This is a genomic window from Pseudomonas putida NBRC 14164 (assembly GCF_000412675.1).
Taxonomy (GTDB): domain Bacteria; phylum Pseudomonadota; class Gammaproteobacteria; order Pseudomonadales; family Pseudomonadaceae; genus Aquipseudomonas; species Aquipseudomonas putida.
On record NC_021505.1, the window covers coordinates 5,461,193 to 5,477,221 of the forward strand.

The window sequence follows — 16,029 nt, forward strand, 5'->3', positions numbered from 1 at the left end:
ATGACTCCCTGACCTGCTCCCAACTGAATTGTGGGAGCACTTGGCGCATGACGATTGAAGCCTGAAATAAAAAGGGGGACGTCCACACCCGCACGATGGGACGCCCCCAAAAAATCATGAAGCGGGTGCGAATTTCTCGTAGTAGAAATTGGCCGGCGTGAAACCTTGCTCGCGGATGTAGTGATTGACGGCCTCTACCATGGGAGGCGGCCCACACAGGTACACATCAACATCACCATCGTTGAGATGACCGCGCTCAATATGCTGAGTGACGAACCCCTTTTTCGGATGCTGGCTCTCTGGATTTGCCACGCATGCACTAAAGGTGAAGTTCGGAATGAGATCGGCCAGCGCCTGCAGACGATCGAGCCCGACCAGGTCGAAGTCGTTGGTGACTCCGTAGATCAGGTGTAACGGATGATCACTACCCTGCTCCGCGATCCTCTCCAGCATCGCGGTGAACGGAGCCAGGCCGGTGCCACCCGCCAGGAGAAGAAGTGGACGCTCGATTGGCCGTAAGTAAAAGCTTCCCAACGGCCCTGCCAAACTCATGGTGTCACCGACTTTAGCTTTCCCGGTCAGGAAACTGCTCATCAGACCACCTGGCACATTTCGAATCAGAAAGCTGACTTCGCCTTCTTTCTGCAAGGTACTGAATGAGTATGCGCGGCTGTGCTCCGTGCCAGGCACGCTCAAGTTGACGTATTGCCCAGGCAGGAAGGACAGGCGAGCTAAGGATTCGCCCTTGATGGACAGCGCAATAGTGCTCTTAGAAAGCTGCTCCAGCCCGCTAATGCTTCCCTGGTAGCTGGACTGTTCGATTTTGCAGACCAATGAAGACGCTGGAACACTGATGACACAGTCACTTTCCGCACGCATCTGGCAGGTCAGCACATAGCCTTCTGCGATTTCATCTTCGCTCAGGGCATCTTCAATGAAGTTGTCACCCAGGTCATAACGTCCGAATTCAGCCCTGCATTTACAGGTGCCGCAGGCCCCATCGCGGCAATCGAGCGGGATGTTTACACCTTGGCGGTAGGCGGCATCAGCCACCGTTTCATTGCCAGTGGCCTCGATAAAGCGGGTAACCCCGTCCTCGAAATTCAGTGCGATCTGGAAGCTCATGTTGCACCTCGCAAACGAGCCTCAGCACCTCGGCTTCGGCTCGCTCTACCTCATCTCAGATGTGATAAACGTCGATGACCTGACGCACGTAGTCGTTCTTCAGCACTACCTTCTTGGCCTTGATCAGCGGCTGCTCGCCGCGCAGATCGAGGGTGTAGAAGCTGGTACCGAAGTAACTGTCGGTGGTCTTGTAGCGGAAGCTCAAGGTGTGCCAGTTGAAACGAACCTTGCACATACCATCGCCTTGCTCGACGATCTCGATGTTGCTGATGTTGTGTGAAGTGCGGGTATCCGGAATGGTCGCACTGGAACGCTCAGTCTTGATACGGAACACGCGGTCTTCCAGGCCGCCACGGTTACCGTACCAGATCAGCGAGATTTCGCTTTGCGGGTCTTCGGTGAGCTTGTCGTCGTCATCCCAGGAAGGCATCCAGAAGCTTGCATCGACGGCGTAGAGCTCAAGCCACTGATCCCACTGGGCATCGTCCAGGTAGCGCGCTTCGCGGAAGAGGAAGTCGCGCACGGTTTCATAAAGGCTCATTGCACAGCCTCCACGGGGATCAGTTGCTGTTCGTCCTTGAGGGCTTGAATCATGGTGTCCTGCCAATATTTGTGCTGCAGCACAAATAGGCCCTCATCCTCTGTACGGACGCCGGACATGAGCGGTCTGAGCTCAATCTCCTTGGCCGCCTCGTCAGCGCCTTCTACCCAGTGCTCGGCGCCTCGCGACATGTCGTTCCAGCCGATACCGCCGCCGTAGCCGGTCTGACATGAGCGGAACTCTTCCAGGTCGTCCGGGGTGGCCATGCCACTGACGTTGAAGAAGTCTTCGTACTGGCGAATGCGCTTAGCACGGGCATCGGCACTCTCGCCTTTCGGCGCGATGCAGTAGATGGTGATTTCGGTCTTGTTTACCGAAATTGGTCGGGCAACGCGGATCTGAGAGCTGAACTGATCCATCAGGTACACGTTCGGGTACAGGCACAGGTTGCGCGAGTTCTGAATCATCCAGTCTGCGCGGGCTTGGCCGAAATCTTGAGCCAGTTGGTCACGGCGCTCATAAGCTGGGCGATCCTCGGGGTTCGCCCAACGCGTCCAGAGCAGCAGGTGTCCATGGTCGAAGGAATAGAAACCACCACCCTGCTTAGCCCAAGAGCCGGCGCTCATGGTTTTAATTTCGTCGCCTGCCTCGCGCTGCTTGCGCTGGTTCTGGGTGGCGGCGTAATTCCAGTGCACGGAGCTGACGTGATAGCCGTCGGCACCGTTCTCAGCAGTCAGCTTCCAGTTGCCCTCGTAGATGTACGAGCTGGCACCGCGCAGTACTTCCAGACCTTCTGGCGACTGGTCGACGATCATGTCGATAATCTTTGCCGACTCGCCCAGGTGCTCGACCAGCGGTTTCACATCGACATTCAGACTGCCAAACAGGAAGCCCCGGTACGACTCGAATCGTGCCACCTTGGTCAGGTCGTGGGAGCCGTCGCAGTTGAAACTGTCTGGGTAGCCGGCATTGCTCGGGTCTTTGACTTTGAGCAGCTTGCCGCTGTTGTTGAACGTCCAGCCATGGAACGGGCAGGTGTAGCTGGAACGGTTGCCTCGCTTGTGCCGGCACAGCATGGCACCACGGTGGCTGCAAGCGTTGAGGAAGGCATTGAGTTCCCCGTCCTTGTTGCGCGCGATGAAGATCGGCTGACGCCCCATGGTGAGGCTCAGGAAATCATTCTTTTCGGGGATCTGGCTTTCATGCGCCAAGTAGATCCAATTGCCCTCGAAGATATGCTTCATCTCCAAGTCGAACAGACGCGGGTCGGTGAACATCTCGCGCTTACAACGGTAGACGCCCTTTTCGCGATCGTCTTCGAGCATGGAATTTAGGTAGTCGAATCCCAGGGACATGGCCAGGGTCTCCAATTGTTATTGTTCAGGCCAGCCAAGGTTAGGGTTGCCATACATGGAGGGATATCCAGCTAATGCAGAGACGTGTCCACTTTTTGCATCCATCATTTGAGGACAAAGCACCAACGAAGGGTGCGGATCGGGCAAATGCGGTGACGTGTGACCACTTCCGTCGGTGGGTCGGGTGTAACCAAATGAAGACGACCTCCTACTGACCCTGCAGCTCCTCCTAGCTTGAACGTGAGACGGCCAGCCTCTCACAAAAGTCGCCAACTCCTGTGGCCTGAGGTTTCGAAGGTGTCTCTACCTCCGCCGCCACGTGCTTAGCGCAGAGAGCTAGAAAAAAGCGGCCTACATCTTGCTTACGCTGAAAATTCAGAGCGAAGTGGGAGGTTAAGTAACATGCATGCTGCCCTAAGAGCCGATGAAATTGACTGCATGGCGGAGATCGTCTGGTTGCTTTGCGAACACAGAGGCAAGGCTGAAGCACGCCCCGCAGTACTTGGCCTGATTGCAAAACTGCTCAATGCTGACTACACGTCATCGTTCATCTGGAGTGAGGATTTGCAGCGCTCAACTCGCCGCTGCTCAGTCAATATCAGCGAGCAGTTACTGCATGAGTACGATCAACACCACCACCAGTACGACCTCGTCACGCCAACGATGCATCAAGTTGGTCATGCCGCCAATGTCGACAGTGCGATCAAACGCTCCACATTGCTGAACAGCCAGTTTTACTCTGAGTTTTTGAAGCCAGCCGGTATGTTCCACGGCATCAACGTATACTTCAAAGACAACCATCAGGACGTCGGCGACCTGCGGATCTGGAGGGGTGCTGGCGACCCACCGTTCTGTGAACGCGACGAACAAATCCTCAAAGATCTTACACCTTATTTCGTTAGGTCACTATCAGCCCAAAAATCTGAGGCCAGACTGTCGCAGCGGGAAATGGATGTTGCAAAATTGGTCGCTAATGGTGCAAGTGATAAGCAGGTTGCACTAATCTTGGGCATATCCTTTACAACTGTTCGCACACATTTGAACAATGCTATGAAAAAGTTTAAATGCACTAATCGCACACAACTGTCTCGCCACTTCTGACGCCTCCTCAATCTTAAGGAGTTTCACATCCCTGCAGGCTCGCTAAGGTAATCACACGGCATCAACGCCGTGATTACAAGGATAAGAGCCATGCATTACCAACGCTGGATGAAAAGTGCGCCTTTTGCACTGCTTGCTCTGTCATCCACCACAATCGCTGCTCCACTCGCTGACCCGACTCTGCTTTCCGCCTCGGAGGCGGCCAAGCAGATCTGCACAAAGCAGATTTCCAGTCGCGAACTTCTGGATGCCTACGTCGCCCGCATCGATAGCCATCAGAATCTCAATGCCTTCATCACGGTTGACATGAAAGCAGCCAGGTTGAAGGCGGACGCTTACGATCAGAGAATCAAAAACGGTGAAGCCTGCCTTCCTCTCGGGGGCGTCCCTATCGCTATCAAGGACAACATCCAGGTGGTCGGATTCCCAAATACTGCAGGCACTCCGGCCCTGAAGGCTTATCTTCCGACGAAAAATGCACCAATTATCGATCCACTGGAGAATGCCGGTGCAATAATCGTTGGTAAAGCCAACATGCAAGAGCTGGCCTATGGCACTTCCGGCTACAACACAGCATTCCACGTCAAGGACACAGTAGGTGTCAGAAACGCTTACGATCAAAGCCGCATTGCAGGTGGGTCATCCTCGGGCAGTGCAAGCGCCGTAGGCGCTCGACTCGTAGCAGCGGCACTGGGAACTGATACCGGCGGTTCCGTAAGACAACCGGCAGCGCTAAATGGGATCGTTGGGCTTCGCCCTACGGTAGGTCGTTATAGTCAGACCGGTATTACCCCCATCTCTCCTACTCGTGACACCGCAGGCCCCATGGCTCGTACCGTGGCAGACGTCATTCTGATGGACTCAATTATTACTGGAGAGAAAACCGCAACCCCACCAAACGTTAAGGAAATTCGACTAGGGATACCAAATGAATTTTGGGGTGACTTGTCTCCGGAGGTTGCAGCCAGGTCTGAAGCCGTAATCAAAAAACTGAAAGACGCAGGCGTAAAACTGGTTCCGTTATCGATGCCCGACATCCATGCATTGAATCAGAAAGTCGGCATGCCAATGGCATTTTATGAAGGCCGGAAGTCACTGGAGCACTATCTATCCGAAAATCAAACTGGTGTGGAGCTGTCTAAGCTTGCCGCACAAATTTCAAGTCCAGATGTGAAAGTATTGTTCGAAAAATACATCCTGCCTCAAAAGATGCCTGGAACTGATGGTAAGTTGGTAGACGTAGCCGACGCCTACAAGTGGGCAACCGAAGTTGGTCAGCCCGAAATGAAAAAAACATACACGCGAGCTTTCAAGGAATTCAAGCTCGACGCGCTTATTTTTCCAACAACTCCAGATCTTGCGATCCCAAGCAACTTAGACTCCACATCCTTCAAGGCCTTCGGTCGTATGATCAAGAACACCGACCCTGGAAGCAACGCTGGTTTACCAGGAATAAGCCTCCCCATAGGGCTTGCGGGAGCGGCCAACTTGCCCGTAGGCATTGAGCTCGACAGCCTTCCAGGAACTGACAAGGAGCTTCTTGCTCTAGCTCTCATGGTCGAGAAAATCGTAAACGCCCAAACACCTCCAACAAAATAATAATTCAACGAGTATCACTATGATCAATTTCGCACTTGGCAAAATTTCGCGGCGAATTCTCGGCTGCGCTGCAGTTCTTTTTGCGTGCATTGCAAATAATGTTGAGGCTAACGTCATCACCTCGGAGCCGGGCGATAACGCGCCTTTACCGGCAGGCACAGACACCGCCATTTTATACTTTCAACATGCGGAACGGAACGCCGTCATGGAAGACAACCATAAGGTATCTGATGGCTACAACCTTAAAAGTGATGTCTTCTTAGCACGATATGTGAAATGGATTGACCTTAATGGGATCTTGGTGACACCGCAAGTGATCGTCCCCTGGGGCTCTTTGAACCTTAACGGTGATCGCGAAACTGGATTCGGCGACCCTTTTATTGGTAGCACCACGTGGCTTTACAACGACCCAATGAAAGAGCGTTATTTCAGCGTAGGTACCTTCATCGCCATGCCGCTCGGAGAATACGACTCAGATCTCGGCGGGATGAACATGGGGGAGAACCGATGGAAAGGCGTACTGGAATTGAACTATGTCCACGCCTTAATTCCACATAAACTATATGGGGAAATTACGCTGGAGCGGGACTGGTATGGCAAGAATGATGACTACTTAGATGGCACCTTGAAACAGGCGCCTGCATTTGAAGTACAGACACACCTTCGGTATGTTGTTAATGAGAGTAACCAAGTCGGCCTAACCTACCTACGCACCACAGGTGGCGAACACGAATTTAACGGTGAGGATTTGGGGGACGGATTGAACTCCAGCAAGTTTCTGGTGACTTGGGCACACTTCTTCACACCCAAAACACAAATTCAAACACAGTTCGGGCAGGACATTGAAGTCCGCAATGGCCCTAAAGAAAATGCCAGAGTCAATATTCGACTTGCACATCTTTTTTGAAAAAGGGCCAGATCGGCCATTCAGGCGCCCGCGAAGGCGCCTGGCTCGCGCCCCGAAGATGCGCCAGGTTGGTCAGAGGTTGCGATCAGCGCTCGAAAACTCTTCCGCCCCGCTCCGCGCTTGAATGAAGTCAGGACAAAATTCCCAGCCTTTGTACCAACTACCCAGAAGCGCTCTACTCTGTCCAACGAGAAGATCGGCGTGGTCGTCAGCAAATATGCCCCTGTGCGCTTCTCAATGAGCCCTGGAACGATTTGACCAACCACAACCCCGACTGCGCAATCGTTCGAAATTTTTGCGTCGCTCAGATAGGCAGTAATCGGCATAGGGTACTGCTGACCCATCGCTTGTATGATGCGCGTGAGCTGAAGAATCGATGGCTCTTCACCTGGGTACCTGATGATCTCATCTGTCATGTGTTCTTGCGCTCCTGCGTCCAATTCAACATCCCCCTGACAGCTTCCGCTCTTGGAGGCGCTTAGATTTCAATGATGAAATCCGGTACAAAGCCGGTCTTTTCACCTGAATACCCTTTCGGGTTCGAAACGAGCCGACATCCCGAAACGACCGTGTCGACCGCGTGATGGGTATGACCGAAGATCCAGGCATCAGCCTGCGAAACTAAGGCATGCCATTGGTTGAAATACGCAGCCCTGAGATGACCCTCGTGCCCATCACCAGCTACCTCTTGGATCGGGCAGTGGTGAGTGACCACAACCGTCTTTCCCTCAAAGCCCTTAGCAAGCTCAGTGGCAAGAAAATCGCGAGCGGTAATGTTCCGAGCAATGAGATCGACGGGGCGAAGCTTCCTGAAACCCTCACCGCTTCGGATAACCCTGAAGTCATTCATCCACTCCCAACACTCGTACATCGCAGTTTTGTAATCGCCGGTTGAGGTGAAGTCTGTCCAGGCGGTGGTCACCAAAAATCGGGTATCACCAATGACCAGGCATTCGTTTTCGAGGACATGCACATGCTCCTCCGCTGCCTCCTTCATCTTGATGAGCGTACGATCCAGGTGCCCACCTTTGTAGTACTCGTGGTTACCGGGGACGTAGATCACCGGACAGTCAAATTTAGCGTTTGCCCACGTTACCCCTCTGCCACGCACTGAGATGTCTCCGGCGAGCACGACCAGGTCGACGTCCAGCTGAGGTGGCTCAAACTCCGAGAACTCATTGTGTAGATCCGAGTAGATCGCGATCTTCATACGGTGCTCCATAGGGCTGCGTCGCTACTCCCGGTCAGTCCAAAGGACGACCGGGCTACAAAGCTGAAATGCTCAAGGACGAAACGACATCACCAATTCCAGTGATGCTTGCTTTCTGTATCCGTCGCCGACAAGGAGATAGACTGTGTTGCAAGTCTCGAACATCCATGGGCACTCATGCGAAACCGCATAGGTCGATCTCACCCAACTGCCAGGTACGAAACGCCCTCGACTGTCGTAGATGACCTCATGAGCGAGCACGACCATTGGAGCAATCCCGCCGGCCAACGGCTCAGCCTCATTTGCGGAAATCTCGACAATGATCCATCGCTTCACGAGGCAGAATGCTTTTCCAGGGAAGCGCTCCTGAGCAGCTTCAATTAGGTCGGCCCTCTCACCAGCCCAACCTTTGGCGACCTCACAAGAGCCGTATAGAAATGACATCGCGTCTTCCAAGGAGGCAGACATGGGTCAAGCTCTCACGCTTGAGTAGATCTGTCCGCTTCGAGTGACAAACTCATACACCGGGTGCGCCTGACCCTCGCTCCCTTCCTTGATCCTAATCTCCGTCAATAGCTGCATCGAGAACTCTGACTGATTGGTCATAGAAGGAGGAGCAATTAGCTGCACCTTGTTCACGTTCAAGAAGTCGACTGCATCCCCCTTGCACAAAGCATCGACCTCCGCGACGCTGGAAACCAGGCGCACCGAGGGGCCAAAACCGTCATCAACCAACCCACAACCTTCGATCACGAAGTAGTAGCTGTCAGGGTTCAAGCTCGCTGAATTCCACAGCAAGCGAAGGCTATCATGAGCCAAAAACTGTCCTTGAAGCTCTGCTTGTTTAGTGAAGAACACGACTGTCTTACCGCCTATCTGTGCCGGGCTCTTTTAGCTTTGAGAGCCACTCAATAATTCATATAAATTGACAACTGCCCGCCGAGCGATGATTGTCCTGCCATCACAACTTCAACGTTTCTCTACCAGCTGAAATGGGAAAGGCCACCTTATCACCAATTCGCATTCGCGCAATATATTTCATAGATGCGAATTATCGGGTATGGCTTTATCCTTCCCTTTGCGGGAAGCACTCATGCCATCGCGATACACCCTGGCAGCAGTCCTGCGCACCACTCGTGCCGCTCGAGGCCTCTCCCGAGATCAACTGGTGGGTACGCAGGAAGCCCGTCACCTCCACAATGTCGAACACGGAAAATTCGGCGTCACAATGGAGATGCTCGAAGGCATCAGCAAACGCTTGGACATAGATGTAGTGGCCCTGCTGGCAGCCGCATCGAGCTTTGAGCGCCAAGAATCGCTTGAGGAGTACATGGCGTATCTTTCGACAGAGCTTGCCAAGCTGCGCGACATGCGCATTTTAGAAAGCTTGCCCGCGCAATTCTCTGATGGAAAATTGACCACTGCGAAAGCAGGCAAGCCGCCGATTACTGAGGAGAAAATCAGAGCTGTGCTTAAGTGCAAGGCTGATGGGATGACACAGAAGGAGACTTCGAAGGCGTTAGGCCTGTCGACCACTTCGGTGCACAAAATATGGCACATGCCAACTTCTGATCAGTAAGGTGAGGTAGCGGTAAGTCGGTTAACGAAGGCAGCAGCAGAATGTTAGCCCTCACCTTTTACCTATCCATTCCGAGTAAATCAGGTACCCCTCGGTTTGGCTCGTGCGGTGGCTTGGGCAACAATTGGATCATCGGGCCAGAAATGCTTTGGGTACCTACCTTTCAGATCCTTCTTCACCTCGGCGTAGGTCGTGCGCCAGAAGTTGGCCAGGTCTTGGGTAACCTGCACCGGACGGCGCGCTGGTGACAGAAGATGCAGCTTGAGCACCTGTCGCCCATTCGCGATGCGTGGCGTATCAGCCTGTCCAAACAGCTCCTGCAATCTCACCGCAAGAATCGGCGGACGCTCGCTGTAGTCAATTCGAATGTTCGATCCTGACGGCACCGAAACTGTCTGGGGAGCATGCGCATCCAGCTGCTGTGGCAGTGGCCAAGGCAACAGATTGCGGATGATTGAGGACAGGTCTAGCTGCCCGAAATGACTCAGCCGAGTCACCTTACTTACATATGGCCCCAACCACTGCTCAAGCGACACGAGCAAGGCTTCATCCCTAAGATCAGGCCATAAGCTTTGATTACCGGACTCTTCATCAAGAGTGCGCAGCAGCTCCACCCTGGCCTGCCACTGACGTAGTTCAGGCGTCCAGGGCAAAAGCTCCAAACCCTTCCGGCGAACGTAGTTAAGCAAAGCCTGAACGCGCGCTTCATCGCTCAGGTCGGACAACGGCGCGCGGGACAAAATCAGCTCCCCTACTTTCACTTGCCGCTCAGCGCGCAAAGCACCTTCACGCTCATCCCAGTCGAGCTCGTCCACCTGGCTAACCTGCTCTTTCAGAACAGTGTCGAACAGCGCTTCATCCAGATCGGCGGCCAGGTAGATCCGCTCCTCACGTTGGCCTTGCCTGCTACCCAAGTCGGCAATCACCAGCCAAGAATGCTTCATCAGTGCATCGGTCTCGGTGAACATCGCTGCACGACCATTTGCCAATCGATATTCAGCCCCACCCGCACGACGCTGATGTGCGACCCGGTCGGGATACGCCAAAGCAAGAAGGCAGCCCACCCACCTCGGGTGGTCTGAATCAGCGACTGGTCGCGATGCTGGGCCGCGCAAGTACGACCGGTATTGCCTTGCTAGTTGCTTCGCTCTTTGAGCACCGCCTTGCTCACCGCGCTGTGCTCTCTGCTCACCGGACAGGATGGCCAAACGACTGTGAAGGTCTGCTCCACCGCCACGCTGAATATCACGCTCGCCGAGCAAAGCAGCGATGTTGCACGCGGTTTCAGCCAGACCAAGCTCATGGCCACGCATTAGCAAATGTGCGATCCGAGGATGACTCGGCAGCTCGGCCATCGCTTGGCCGTGCTTTGTCAGTTGCCCATCTGGTTGCAGCGCGCCAAGCCGTCGAAGCAAATCGTTCGCTTGCGAGTATGCAGCTGTAGGCGGAGCATCAAGCCACTTCAGGTCACTTGGCTGGACGCCCCATTTAGCGAGCTGCAGGGCCAAACCTGTGAGATCCGCTTGTTGAATTTCGGGCGAACTGAAACCCGCCATTTGGTCGTGCTGGGTTTCAGACCAGAGTCGGTAGCACACACCTGACTCGACCCGCCCTGCTCGACCAGCACGTTGAGTAGCACTGGCTTTCGATATGCGTTGGGTGTCCAACCGTGTCATCCCGCTGCGAGGATCGAAACGTGGTACACGTTCAAGGCCTGCATCTATAACGACACGCACACCGTCGATGGTGATACTGGTCTCAGCGATGTTTGTGGCCAGCACAACCTTCCGCTTTCCTGCCGGTGCCGGATCAATCGCGGCCCGCTGCTGATTCAGATCGAGCTCACCATGAAGGGGGCAAAGAAGAACGTCACGCTGAAGTGATGGAGACTGGGTCAAAGCATCTTCCAGGCCTGTCACGACTCGACGGATCTCGGCTTGACCAGGGAGGAAAACCAGCAAACTACCAGTCTGATCAGCAAGTGCTTCAAGGCACGCACTGATGACTCGCGGCTCGATGTATTCTCCAGGTTGCAGAGGTTTCCCCCAGACTGTCGAGACCGGGAACATGCGTCCTTCGCTCGTCACGATCGGTGCGTCATTCAGCAGACGGGACAACCTTTCACCTTCCAACGTTGCCGACATCAGCAGCACCTTCAGCGGTGCATCGTCCCGGAAAAGCTCGCGACCATTGAGCGTCAGGGCAAGGGCGAGATCGGCATCCAGGCTTCTCAGGTGGAATTCGTCGAAGATCACCAAGCCGACGCCCTCAAGCGAAGGATCGCTTTGCAGCCGGCGCGTCAGTATTCCTTCCGTCACCACCTCGATCCGCGTCTTTGCTCCGACTTTGCTGTCCAGGCGAATCCGATAGCCAACGGTCTCACCGACCTTCTCACCTAGCTCGTTCGCCATGCGCTCGGCGGCAGCTCGGGCTGCGAGCCGGCGAGGTTCCAACATGATGATCGTATGCCCTTGGAGCCATGGTTCATCGAGCAAGGCAAGCGGGACGCGAGTCGTTTTACCGGCGCCAGGCGGTGCTTGAAGCACCACCTCATTTCGATTTTGAAGGGCTTCAAGAAGGGCCGGCAACGCGGCGTTGATTGGCAACAAACTCATGAGTACTCCTGCGGCAGGAGCGCAGTATACAAAGGTTCGCCAGGTGACGGATCTGTGTAGCGGATAGCTGGCCAAACCGGGCCGCTACCCGCCATTCTTCAGTTGCTGAAGAGACCTTTAGCCAGATCCAAAATCCCGCCCGAAACGAACAGACCAATAATCATCTGCTTGTACTCGGCGAAGAAGCTCCACTCAGTCAGCCCACAGCCAACCCCGAGAAGAATGCTCGTCATGAGCACGAATCGCCAGGTTGGAGCGAAAATTTTGATGAGGTTTGCGAGTGAAGTGTGCTCGATGAATTCATCAACATGCTTATTGTAAGCACGCCCCAGGATGACCGCACTCACAAGCAGCACCCCGGCCAACCCCAGAGCTAACCACTGAGTTAGCGGAACAAAAAACAGCCCGCCACTTCCTACAAAAAGCCATTTTCCAAGCGTGGCCAGCTTCTGGCTGTAATCCTTCGCGACCTGGTCAAACCACCAAGGCATACGCGGATCGAAAAACGGTGCATCCAACATGCGCTTCCCCATAGATCTCATGACTATCGTGAAAGGTACTGGCTAGCAGACCTACCAGCGCAGATCAGCTTTGACCGCCTTATAGAGATCCGCTCGAGAAGTCATGGTGCTGAGTTGAGGTGCCTTGAGAGCTTCCTCTGCGGCACGGATATTTGCCGCTCCAGACTTGCCATGGTCATTCATCAGCTTCTCGATGAAGTCAGCGACCTCATAGCCCTCGTCCTTGTCAACCTTAGCTCGGTCAAGTGGGCCGGCGTACGTCCCATCCCCTTTATCGCGCTTCCAGGTGTACTTGTACTTCTGCTGCAGATCCGAACGCTTCACCGTTACAGCCATGTCCTGCCTCCTAGGCTTTGAGATTTCTACACGCAGCAAATCGCTGCATAAACTCCAGGGGTCGGCACTCCAAAACAAGGAGCGTCGACCCTGGCCAAGGGTTAGCTGGTATGGCAGAGCGAAGAGCAGAACCGGCAGCCATTGGACTGTGGGTACGTCACCCGAGCCTGACGAACAGCAGTCAAGCACGAGGTGTGCTCGCCCAAATCTTGACGGTTGTAAATCGAAGGGAGGAAGGTGCAGCTACCGGTGTGCACTTCATGATCACCGTTGGCTTGCGCGTTTCTGTTCACGTAATAACGAGCCATGGTCAGTTACCCCGCTCTTTGTTGGACTGAGCGAGCACCGAAGCTGCCAACGTTTTGGTAGTCGCGTTGTACTTGTCGCTTTCCAGCACGCGACCAGCAACCGCCTCCATCTCAGCACTGGTCTGCTTACCAGATGACGATTGGGACATGGCAGAGGCTGCCAGCTGCTTCTGGATAGCAGAGGCGTTCGAGTCACGCAGGGTTTCAGATGCCAGGGTGGCAACCTTCGGGGACGTTTCTTTCGAATTTTTAGACATAGCAGGGAATACTCCACAGTCTTGAATCGAGATTCAGGCGGGAGCACGTTGAGCAGAAACCTCTGGTAGAGCATTGACACCCTCCCCTGGTTATCTCTAAATGCGCATCCCACCGCTTTCACGAGCAGTATCGGGTGGCAGGTTCATGCGTTGTGTCTGCAAACGTTGCGCATGTGCCTGCTAGCTTTTTCGATTCCGCTTCAGCCGCCGAAACCCAAGATATAGTGGGCTCGTTACGACTTAGCTACAAGATAAGGGGCTATTTCGAGACGCGCAAGTTGATGGGGTGTGGATAACTTGTGCGCAAACTGTGTCTTGGATCCCATCCGGGTACTGTACGCATGCACAGCCCGCATGGCACAAGGGTTCCAGCGTTTCAATCTTGATTTATCTTGTTACAAATAACTTTTTTCTTTATCAAACCGCCCTGATTCCCGGCACTGAGCGACGCAAACTGGCAGGATTTTGCGCCGCTGCAGCATGCGCATTTCAAGTGGGCGCCCTCTCTCGGGCAAGTCGACATCCCATCCGCGAGGCGTCGACTGGCATTGCTTCTTGCTTGGCTTAGCGATGAGACATTTAGTTGAGCTTGTAGGCTTGGTGCAGACGGCCAAGCTCTTCCAAACCTCTGGCAAGCATTGCGCTGTAACCAGCTCGATCCTGGATAAAGGGAGAGAACAGACTGTGCCCCAGCCAGTGCTCAAATCCCTCGTGGGCAACATTGGCTAACGCCATGCCGACAGACCGTACGTCCTCAAACTTCCCATGCTGCAGATCATCCAGGGTCAGGTTGTCATAGACGTACCGGGTGTCATCGCGTATCGCAGACCATTGTTTGAAGGAGGCGCGCCGCACCTGGCAAGGCACACACCGACCGCAGTGCTTGTACCCGAAACGCTGGAATCGTCCGCAACTTGTTGAAGCCACAGCATGCTCTTTGAGCAGCTCTTGGTTTCGGCATGCAGCGAGCATTTCACCCTTGGTCATCAGGGCATAGGGATTGAGAATCTGCACATTGATGCCTGCAGCATCGAGGATTTGTTGAAGCCGCCCGAGGTATTCAGGGTGGGCTGTGCGCGTGCTCAGGCTACCGAGCCTGGACATCGTCAATGGAGGGTTGATTGCAATGAAGCCGTTCTCACAGATGTAGAGCGGCACAGTCTGGCCCCGGTGATAACGGTCAAGCGACGTCCCCACCGCCAAACCAAACGCCAAGAAGATTATCGAACGAGCACGCTGCGAAGGCTCCTGCTGCCCGGGTGATTTCGTGACATGGTTAAGGCCAAGTCGCTCCAAGCCCAAACTCTTGGCGAAGCGATCCTGCTTTTCTCCATCACCCCTGACGATCTGGCTCACCGCATAGGGCTTCACACCTTGCTCCACCAAATCGATAGCACCGATCAAGCTGTCCAAGCCACCCGACAGAAGCACGACAGAGTCTTCGCTAGGATGCAGAGCCTGCAGCTGCGCAGGTGGCCCGAATCCACCCGCATGGAATGTGAGCGTCCAACGATCCGTGGTGAGAAAGCGCAAAGCTCCTTCAAGCGCTCGAGCTTGGGTGTTCCAGAACACCGGATCTTGAACGGCAATCTCTAGATCAATCACACGCGTCCAAGCATCTGCGCTTTTTGCACGGAGAGCAGTGAAGTCTGCTGCGACTACCGCAAGCGCAATGCTCAGGAAATCCCAAGCTCGGGGATCGATCTCCAGGTGGGCTTTCTCAAGAAGCTCGCGAGCATACCCTCCGACACTCACCTGCCCTTTCTCTGCCTTACCGTAGATCACTATCTGCATCGCATCATCGACACCCGGCACCTTGAAGTCGGCTGGGCCGCATACGAACTTCATTCTACGTACCCCTCAAACACTTCAAAGGTGTCCTGCAATGCCTGGCTGACCACCTGCGAAATCCGGCCCGTTGTCAGCCGCGCCCCAGTTGCCGCAATCTTACGGAACGACGCAGAGACACACTCTTTGATGTAGTCCTTGATTTCCTTCAAGCGGCGGACAGCCACGGTTGCCGACTTAGCCTTCTCTTGAATGGTTTTACCGAGGTCGAGCTCATATCGATGGAATACATCCATCGCTGTGTAACGCTCGATCACAAATGCCCGCTGCTCCGTCGAAAGGTTGAGCAGGTCAGCATCTGGATAGCGCACGAGAACGTCAGAAAGGGAGCCGCGAATGGATGCTCGCTCAGCTTCTGCATCTTGAGTACCGTCTACTGGACGCACCGCCTCAACCAGCGCATCCATCACCTCAGAAGGTGAACGCCCTTGCCACATAGCGGGATCGAGCACACCTGGTGCGGCCTGGTTGGCAGCATCAGCAACGGATTCGAGTGCAGCACCCAGAGCGCCGGCGACCGAAGCAGTGCCGCCGAATCGCGCAGTGGTTGTTTTAGACCCACCGTAGCCCTGACGTACATAGTCGCGAAGGCTTTTGCGCAGACTGCGCCGATCACCGTTGCTCGCATAGTCACCTAGACCACGGCGTGCACCACCAAAACGCCCAGGTGGCGCTATTGGCTGCGGTGCTTGCGGCACCTGCCTTGGATCATCAGTCCCCTCATCAC

17 protein-coding genes are annotated in these 16,029 nt (G+C 54.5%); 4 read left to right on the forward strand and 13 right to left on the reverse strand.

Annotation, left to right across the window (positions count from 1 at the left end):
- Window positions 1-114 precede the first annotated feature (114 nt).
- From benC to benA, 3 genes are read right to left on the reverse strand one after another with little or no spacing between them, the layout of a single operon-like run.
- Window positions 115-1,125 (reverse strand): benzoate 1,2-dioxygenase electron transfer component BenC, encoded by a 1,011-nt coding sequence (benC, locus tag PP4_RS24290; RefSeq protein WP_016501757.1) that lies wholly within the window; start codon window positions 1,123-1,125, stop codon window positions 115-117.
- Between the two features lie 55 nt (window positions 1,126-1,180).
- The gene (gene benB / locus PP4_RS24295; protein WP_016501758.1) at window positions 1,181-1,666 is read right to left on the reverse strand and encodes a benzoate 1,2-dioxygenase small subunit; all 486 of its coding nucleotides are present in this window, start codon (window positions 1,664-1,666) and stop codon (window positions 1,181-1,183) included.
- Complete coding sequence (benA, locus tag PP4_RS24300) at window positions 1,663-3,021, reverse strand: benzoate 1,2-dioxygenase large subunit (protein ID WP_016501759.1); 1,359 nt, start codon at window positions 3,019-3,021, stop codon at window positions 1,663-1,665. Before benA ends, benB begins: the two co-directional genes overlap by 4 nt.
- A gap of 402 nt (window positions 3,022-3,423) precedes the next feature.
- Between benA and PP4_RS24305 the strand changes: the two genes are divergently transcribed.
- From PP4_RS24305 to PP4_RS24315, 3 genes are all read left to right on the forward strand, one after another.
- Complete coding sequence (locus tag PP4_RS24305; protein WP_016501760.1) at window positions 3,424-4,122, forward strand: helix-turn-helix transcriptional regulator; 699 nt, start codon at window positions 3,424-3,426, stop codon at window positions 4,120-4,122.
- Window positions 4,123-4,212: 90 nt separating this feature from the next.
- Window positions 4,213-5,721 carry an indoleacetamide hydrolase gene (gene iaaH / locus PP4_RS24310; protein ID WP_016501761.1) on the forward strand — a complete coding sequence of 503 codons (1,509 nt, stop codon included), beginning with the start codon at window positions 4,213-4,215 and terminating at the stop codon, window positions 5,719-5,721.
- 19 nt (window positions 5,722-5,740) lie between these two features.
- A complete protein-coding gene (locus tag PP4_RS24315) occupies window positions 5,741-6,628 on the forward strand; it encodes a transporter (RefSeq protein ID WP_016501762.1) in 888 nt (295 codons plus the stop codon).
- A gap of 20 nt (window positions 6,629-6,648) precedes the next feature.
- On the opposite strand, the gene PP4_RS24320 is transcribed toward PP4_RS24315, so the two are convergent.
- The 4 genes from PP4_RS24320 to PP4_RS24335 form a co-directional block, all read right to left on the reverse strand.
- Complete coding sequence (locus PP4_RS24320; protein ID WP_016501763.1) at window positions 6,649-7,044, reverse strand: hypothetical protein; 396 nt, start codon at window positions 7,042-7,044, stop codon at window positions 6,649-6,651.
- A gap of 62 nt (window positions 7,045-7,106) precedes the next feature.
- The gene (locus PP4_RS24325; RefSeq protein WP_016501764.1) at window positions 7,107-7,838 is read right to left on the reverse strand and encodes a metallophosphoesterase; all 732 of its coding nucleotides are present in this window, start codon (window positions 7,836-7,838) and stop codon (window positions 7,107-7,109) included.
- 72 nt (window positions 7,839-7,910) lie between these two features.
- Window positions 7,911-8,306, reverse strand: coding sequence for a DUF6957 family protein (locus PP4_RS24330; protein WP_016501765.1), 396 nt, complete (start codon window positions 8,304-8,306; stop codon window positions 7,911-7,913).
- Between the two features lie 3 nt (window positions 8,307-8,309).
- Entirely contained in the window at window positions 8,310-8,696 is a 387-nt protein-coding gene (locus tag PP4_RS24335; protein ID WP_016501766.1) for a hypothetical protein, read from the reverse strand.
- Between the two features lie 235 nt (window positions 8,697-8,931).
- On the opposite strand from PP4_RS24335, the gene PP4_RS24340 reads away from it, so the two are divergent.
- A complete protein-coding gene (locus tag PP4_RS24340; protein WP_016501767.1) occupies window positions 8,932-9,417 on the forward strand; it encodes a helix-turn-helix domain-containing protein in 486 nt (161 codons plus the stop codon).
- An 80-nt stretch (window positions 9,418-9,497) separates the two neighbouring features.
- Here the strand turns inward: PP4_RS24340 and hrpB are convergent, their stop codons facing one another.
- The 6 genes from hrpB to qatB all read right to left on the reverse strand — a co-directional run bounded on the left by hrpB (window position 9,498) and on the right by qatB (window position 16,000).
- Window positions 9,498-12,032, reverse strand: a complete 2,535-nt coding sequence (hrpB, locus tag PP4_RS24345; protein WP_016501768.1) for an ATP-dependent helicase HrpB — start codon at window positions 12,030-12,032, stop codon at window positions 9,498-9,500.
- A 98-nt stretch (window positions 12,033-12,130) separates the two neighbouring features.
- Entirely contained in the window at window positions 12,131-12,553 is a 423-nt protein-coding gene (locus PP4_RS24350) for a hypothetical protein (protein ID WP_041168143.1), read from the reverse strand.
- 51 nt (window positions 12,554-12,604) lie between these two features.
- Complete coding sequence (locus tag PP4_RS24355; RefSeq protein WP_016501770.1) at window positions 12,605-12,889, reverse strand: hypothetical protein; 285 nt, start codon at window positions 12,887-12,889, stop codon at window positions 12,605-12,607.
- 310 nt (window positions 12,890-13,199) lie between these two features.
- The gene (locus PP4_RS24360; protein ID WP_016501771.1) at window positions 13,200-13,454 is read right to left on the reverse strand and encodes a hypothetical protein; all 255 of its coding nucleotides are present in this window, start codon (window positions 13,452-13,454) and stop codon (window positions 13,200-13,202) included.
- 579 nt (window positions 13,455-14,033) lie between these two features.
- Window positions 14,034-15,302 carry a Qat anti-phage system QueC-like protein QatC gene (gene qatC / locus PP4_RS24365; protein ID WP_016501772.1) on the reverse strand — a complete coding sequence of 423 codons (1,269 nt, stop codon included), beginning with the start codon at window positions 15,300-15,302 and terminating at the stop codon, window positions 14,034-14,036.
- Window positions 15,299-16,000, reverse strand: a complete 702-nt coding sequence (gene qatB, locus PP4_RS24370) for a Qat anti-phage system associated protein QatB (RefSeq protein ID WP_014592512.1) — start codon at window positions 15,998-16,000, stop codon at window positions 15,299-15,301. The genes qatC and qatB overlap by 4 nt, the downstream gene beginning before the upstream one ends.
- Window positions 16,001-16,029 lie beyond the last annotated feature (29 nt).

Excerpts from the sequence above, each read along its gene's own strand:
- benC (WP_016501757.1), bottom strand. The coding sequence starts at position 1,125 with ATGAGCTTCCAGATCGCACTGAATTTCGAGGACGGGGTTACCCGCTTT.
- benB (WP_016501758.1), bottom strand. The coding sequence starts at position 1,666 with ATGAGCCTTTATGAAACCGTGCGCGACTTCCTCTTCCGCGAAGCGCGC.
- benA (WP_016501759.1), bottom strand. The coding sequence starts at position 3,021 with ATGTCCCTGGGATTCGACTACCTAAATTCCATGCTCGAAGACGATCGC.
- PP4_RS24305 (WP_016501760.1), top strand. The coding sequence starts at position 3,424 with ATGCATGCTGCCCTAAGAGCCGATGAAATTGACTGCATGGCGGAGATC.
- iaaH (WP_016501761.1), top strand. The coding sequence starts at position 4,213 with ATGCATTACCAACGCTGGATGAAAAGTGCGCCTTTTGCACTGCTTGCT.
- PP4_RS24315 (WP_016501762.1), top strand. The coding sequence starts at position 5,741 with ATGATCAATTTCGCACTTGGCAAAATTTCGCGGCGAATTCTCGGCTGC.
- PP4_RS24320 (WP_016501763.1), bottom strand. The coding sequence starts at position 7,044 with ATGACAGATGAGATCATCAGGTACCCAGGTGAAGAGCCATCGATTCTT.
- PP4_RS24325 (WP_016501764.1), bottom strand. The coding sequence starts at position 7,838 with ATGAAGATCGCGATCTACTCGGATCTACACAATGAGTTCTCGGAGTTT.
- PP4_RS24330 (WP_016501765.1), bottom strand. The coding sequence starts at position 8,306 with ATGTCTGCCTCCTTGGAAGACGCGATGTCATTTCTATACGGCTCTTGT.
- PP4_RS24340 (WP_016501767.1), top strand. The coding sequence starts at position 8,932 with ATGCCATCGCGATACACCCTGGCAGCAGTCCTGCGCACCACTCGTGCC.
- hrpB (WP_016501768.1), bottom strand. The coding sequence starts at position 12,032 with ATGAGTTTGTTGCCAATCAACGCCGCGTTGCCGGCCCTTCTTGAAGCC.
- PP4_RS24350 (WP_041168143.1), bottom strand. The coding sequence starts at position 12,553 with ATGTTGGATGCACCGTTTTTCGATCCGCGTATGCCTTGGTGGTTTGAC.
- PP4_RS24355 (WP_016501770.1), bottom strand. The coding sequence starts at position 12,889 with ATGGCTGTAACGGTGAAGCGTTCGGATCTGCAGCAGAAGTACAAGTAC.
- PP4_RS24360 (WP_016501771.1), bottom strand. The coding sequence starts at position 13,454 with ATGTCTAAAAATTCGAAAGAAACGTCCCCGAAGGTTGCCACCCTGGCA.
- qatC (WP_016501772.1), bottom strand. The coding sequence starts at position 15,302 with ATGAAGTTCGTATGCGGCCCAGCCGACTTCAAGGTGCCGGGTGTCGAT.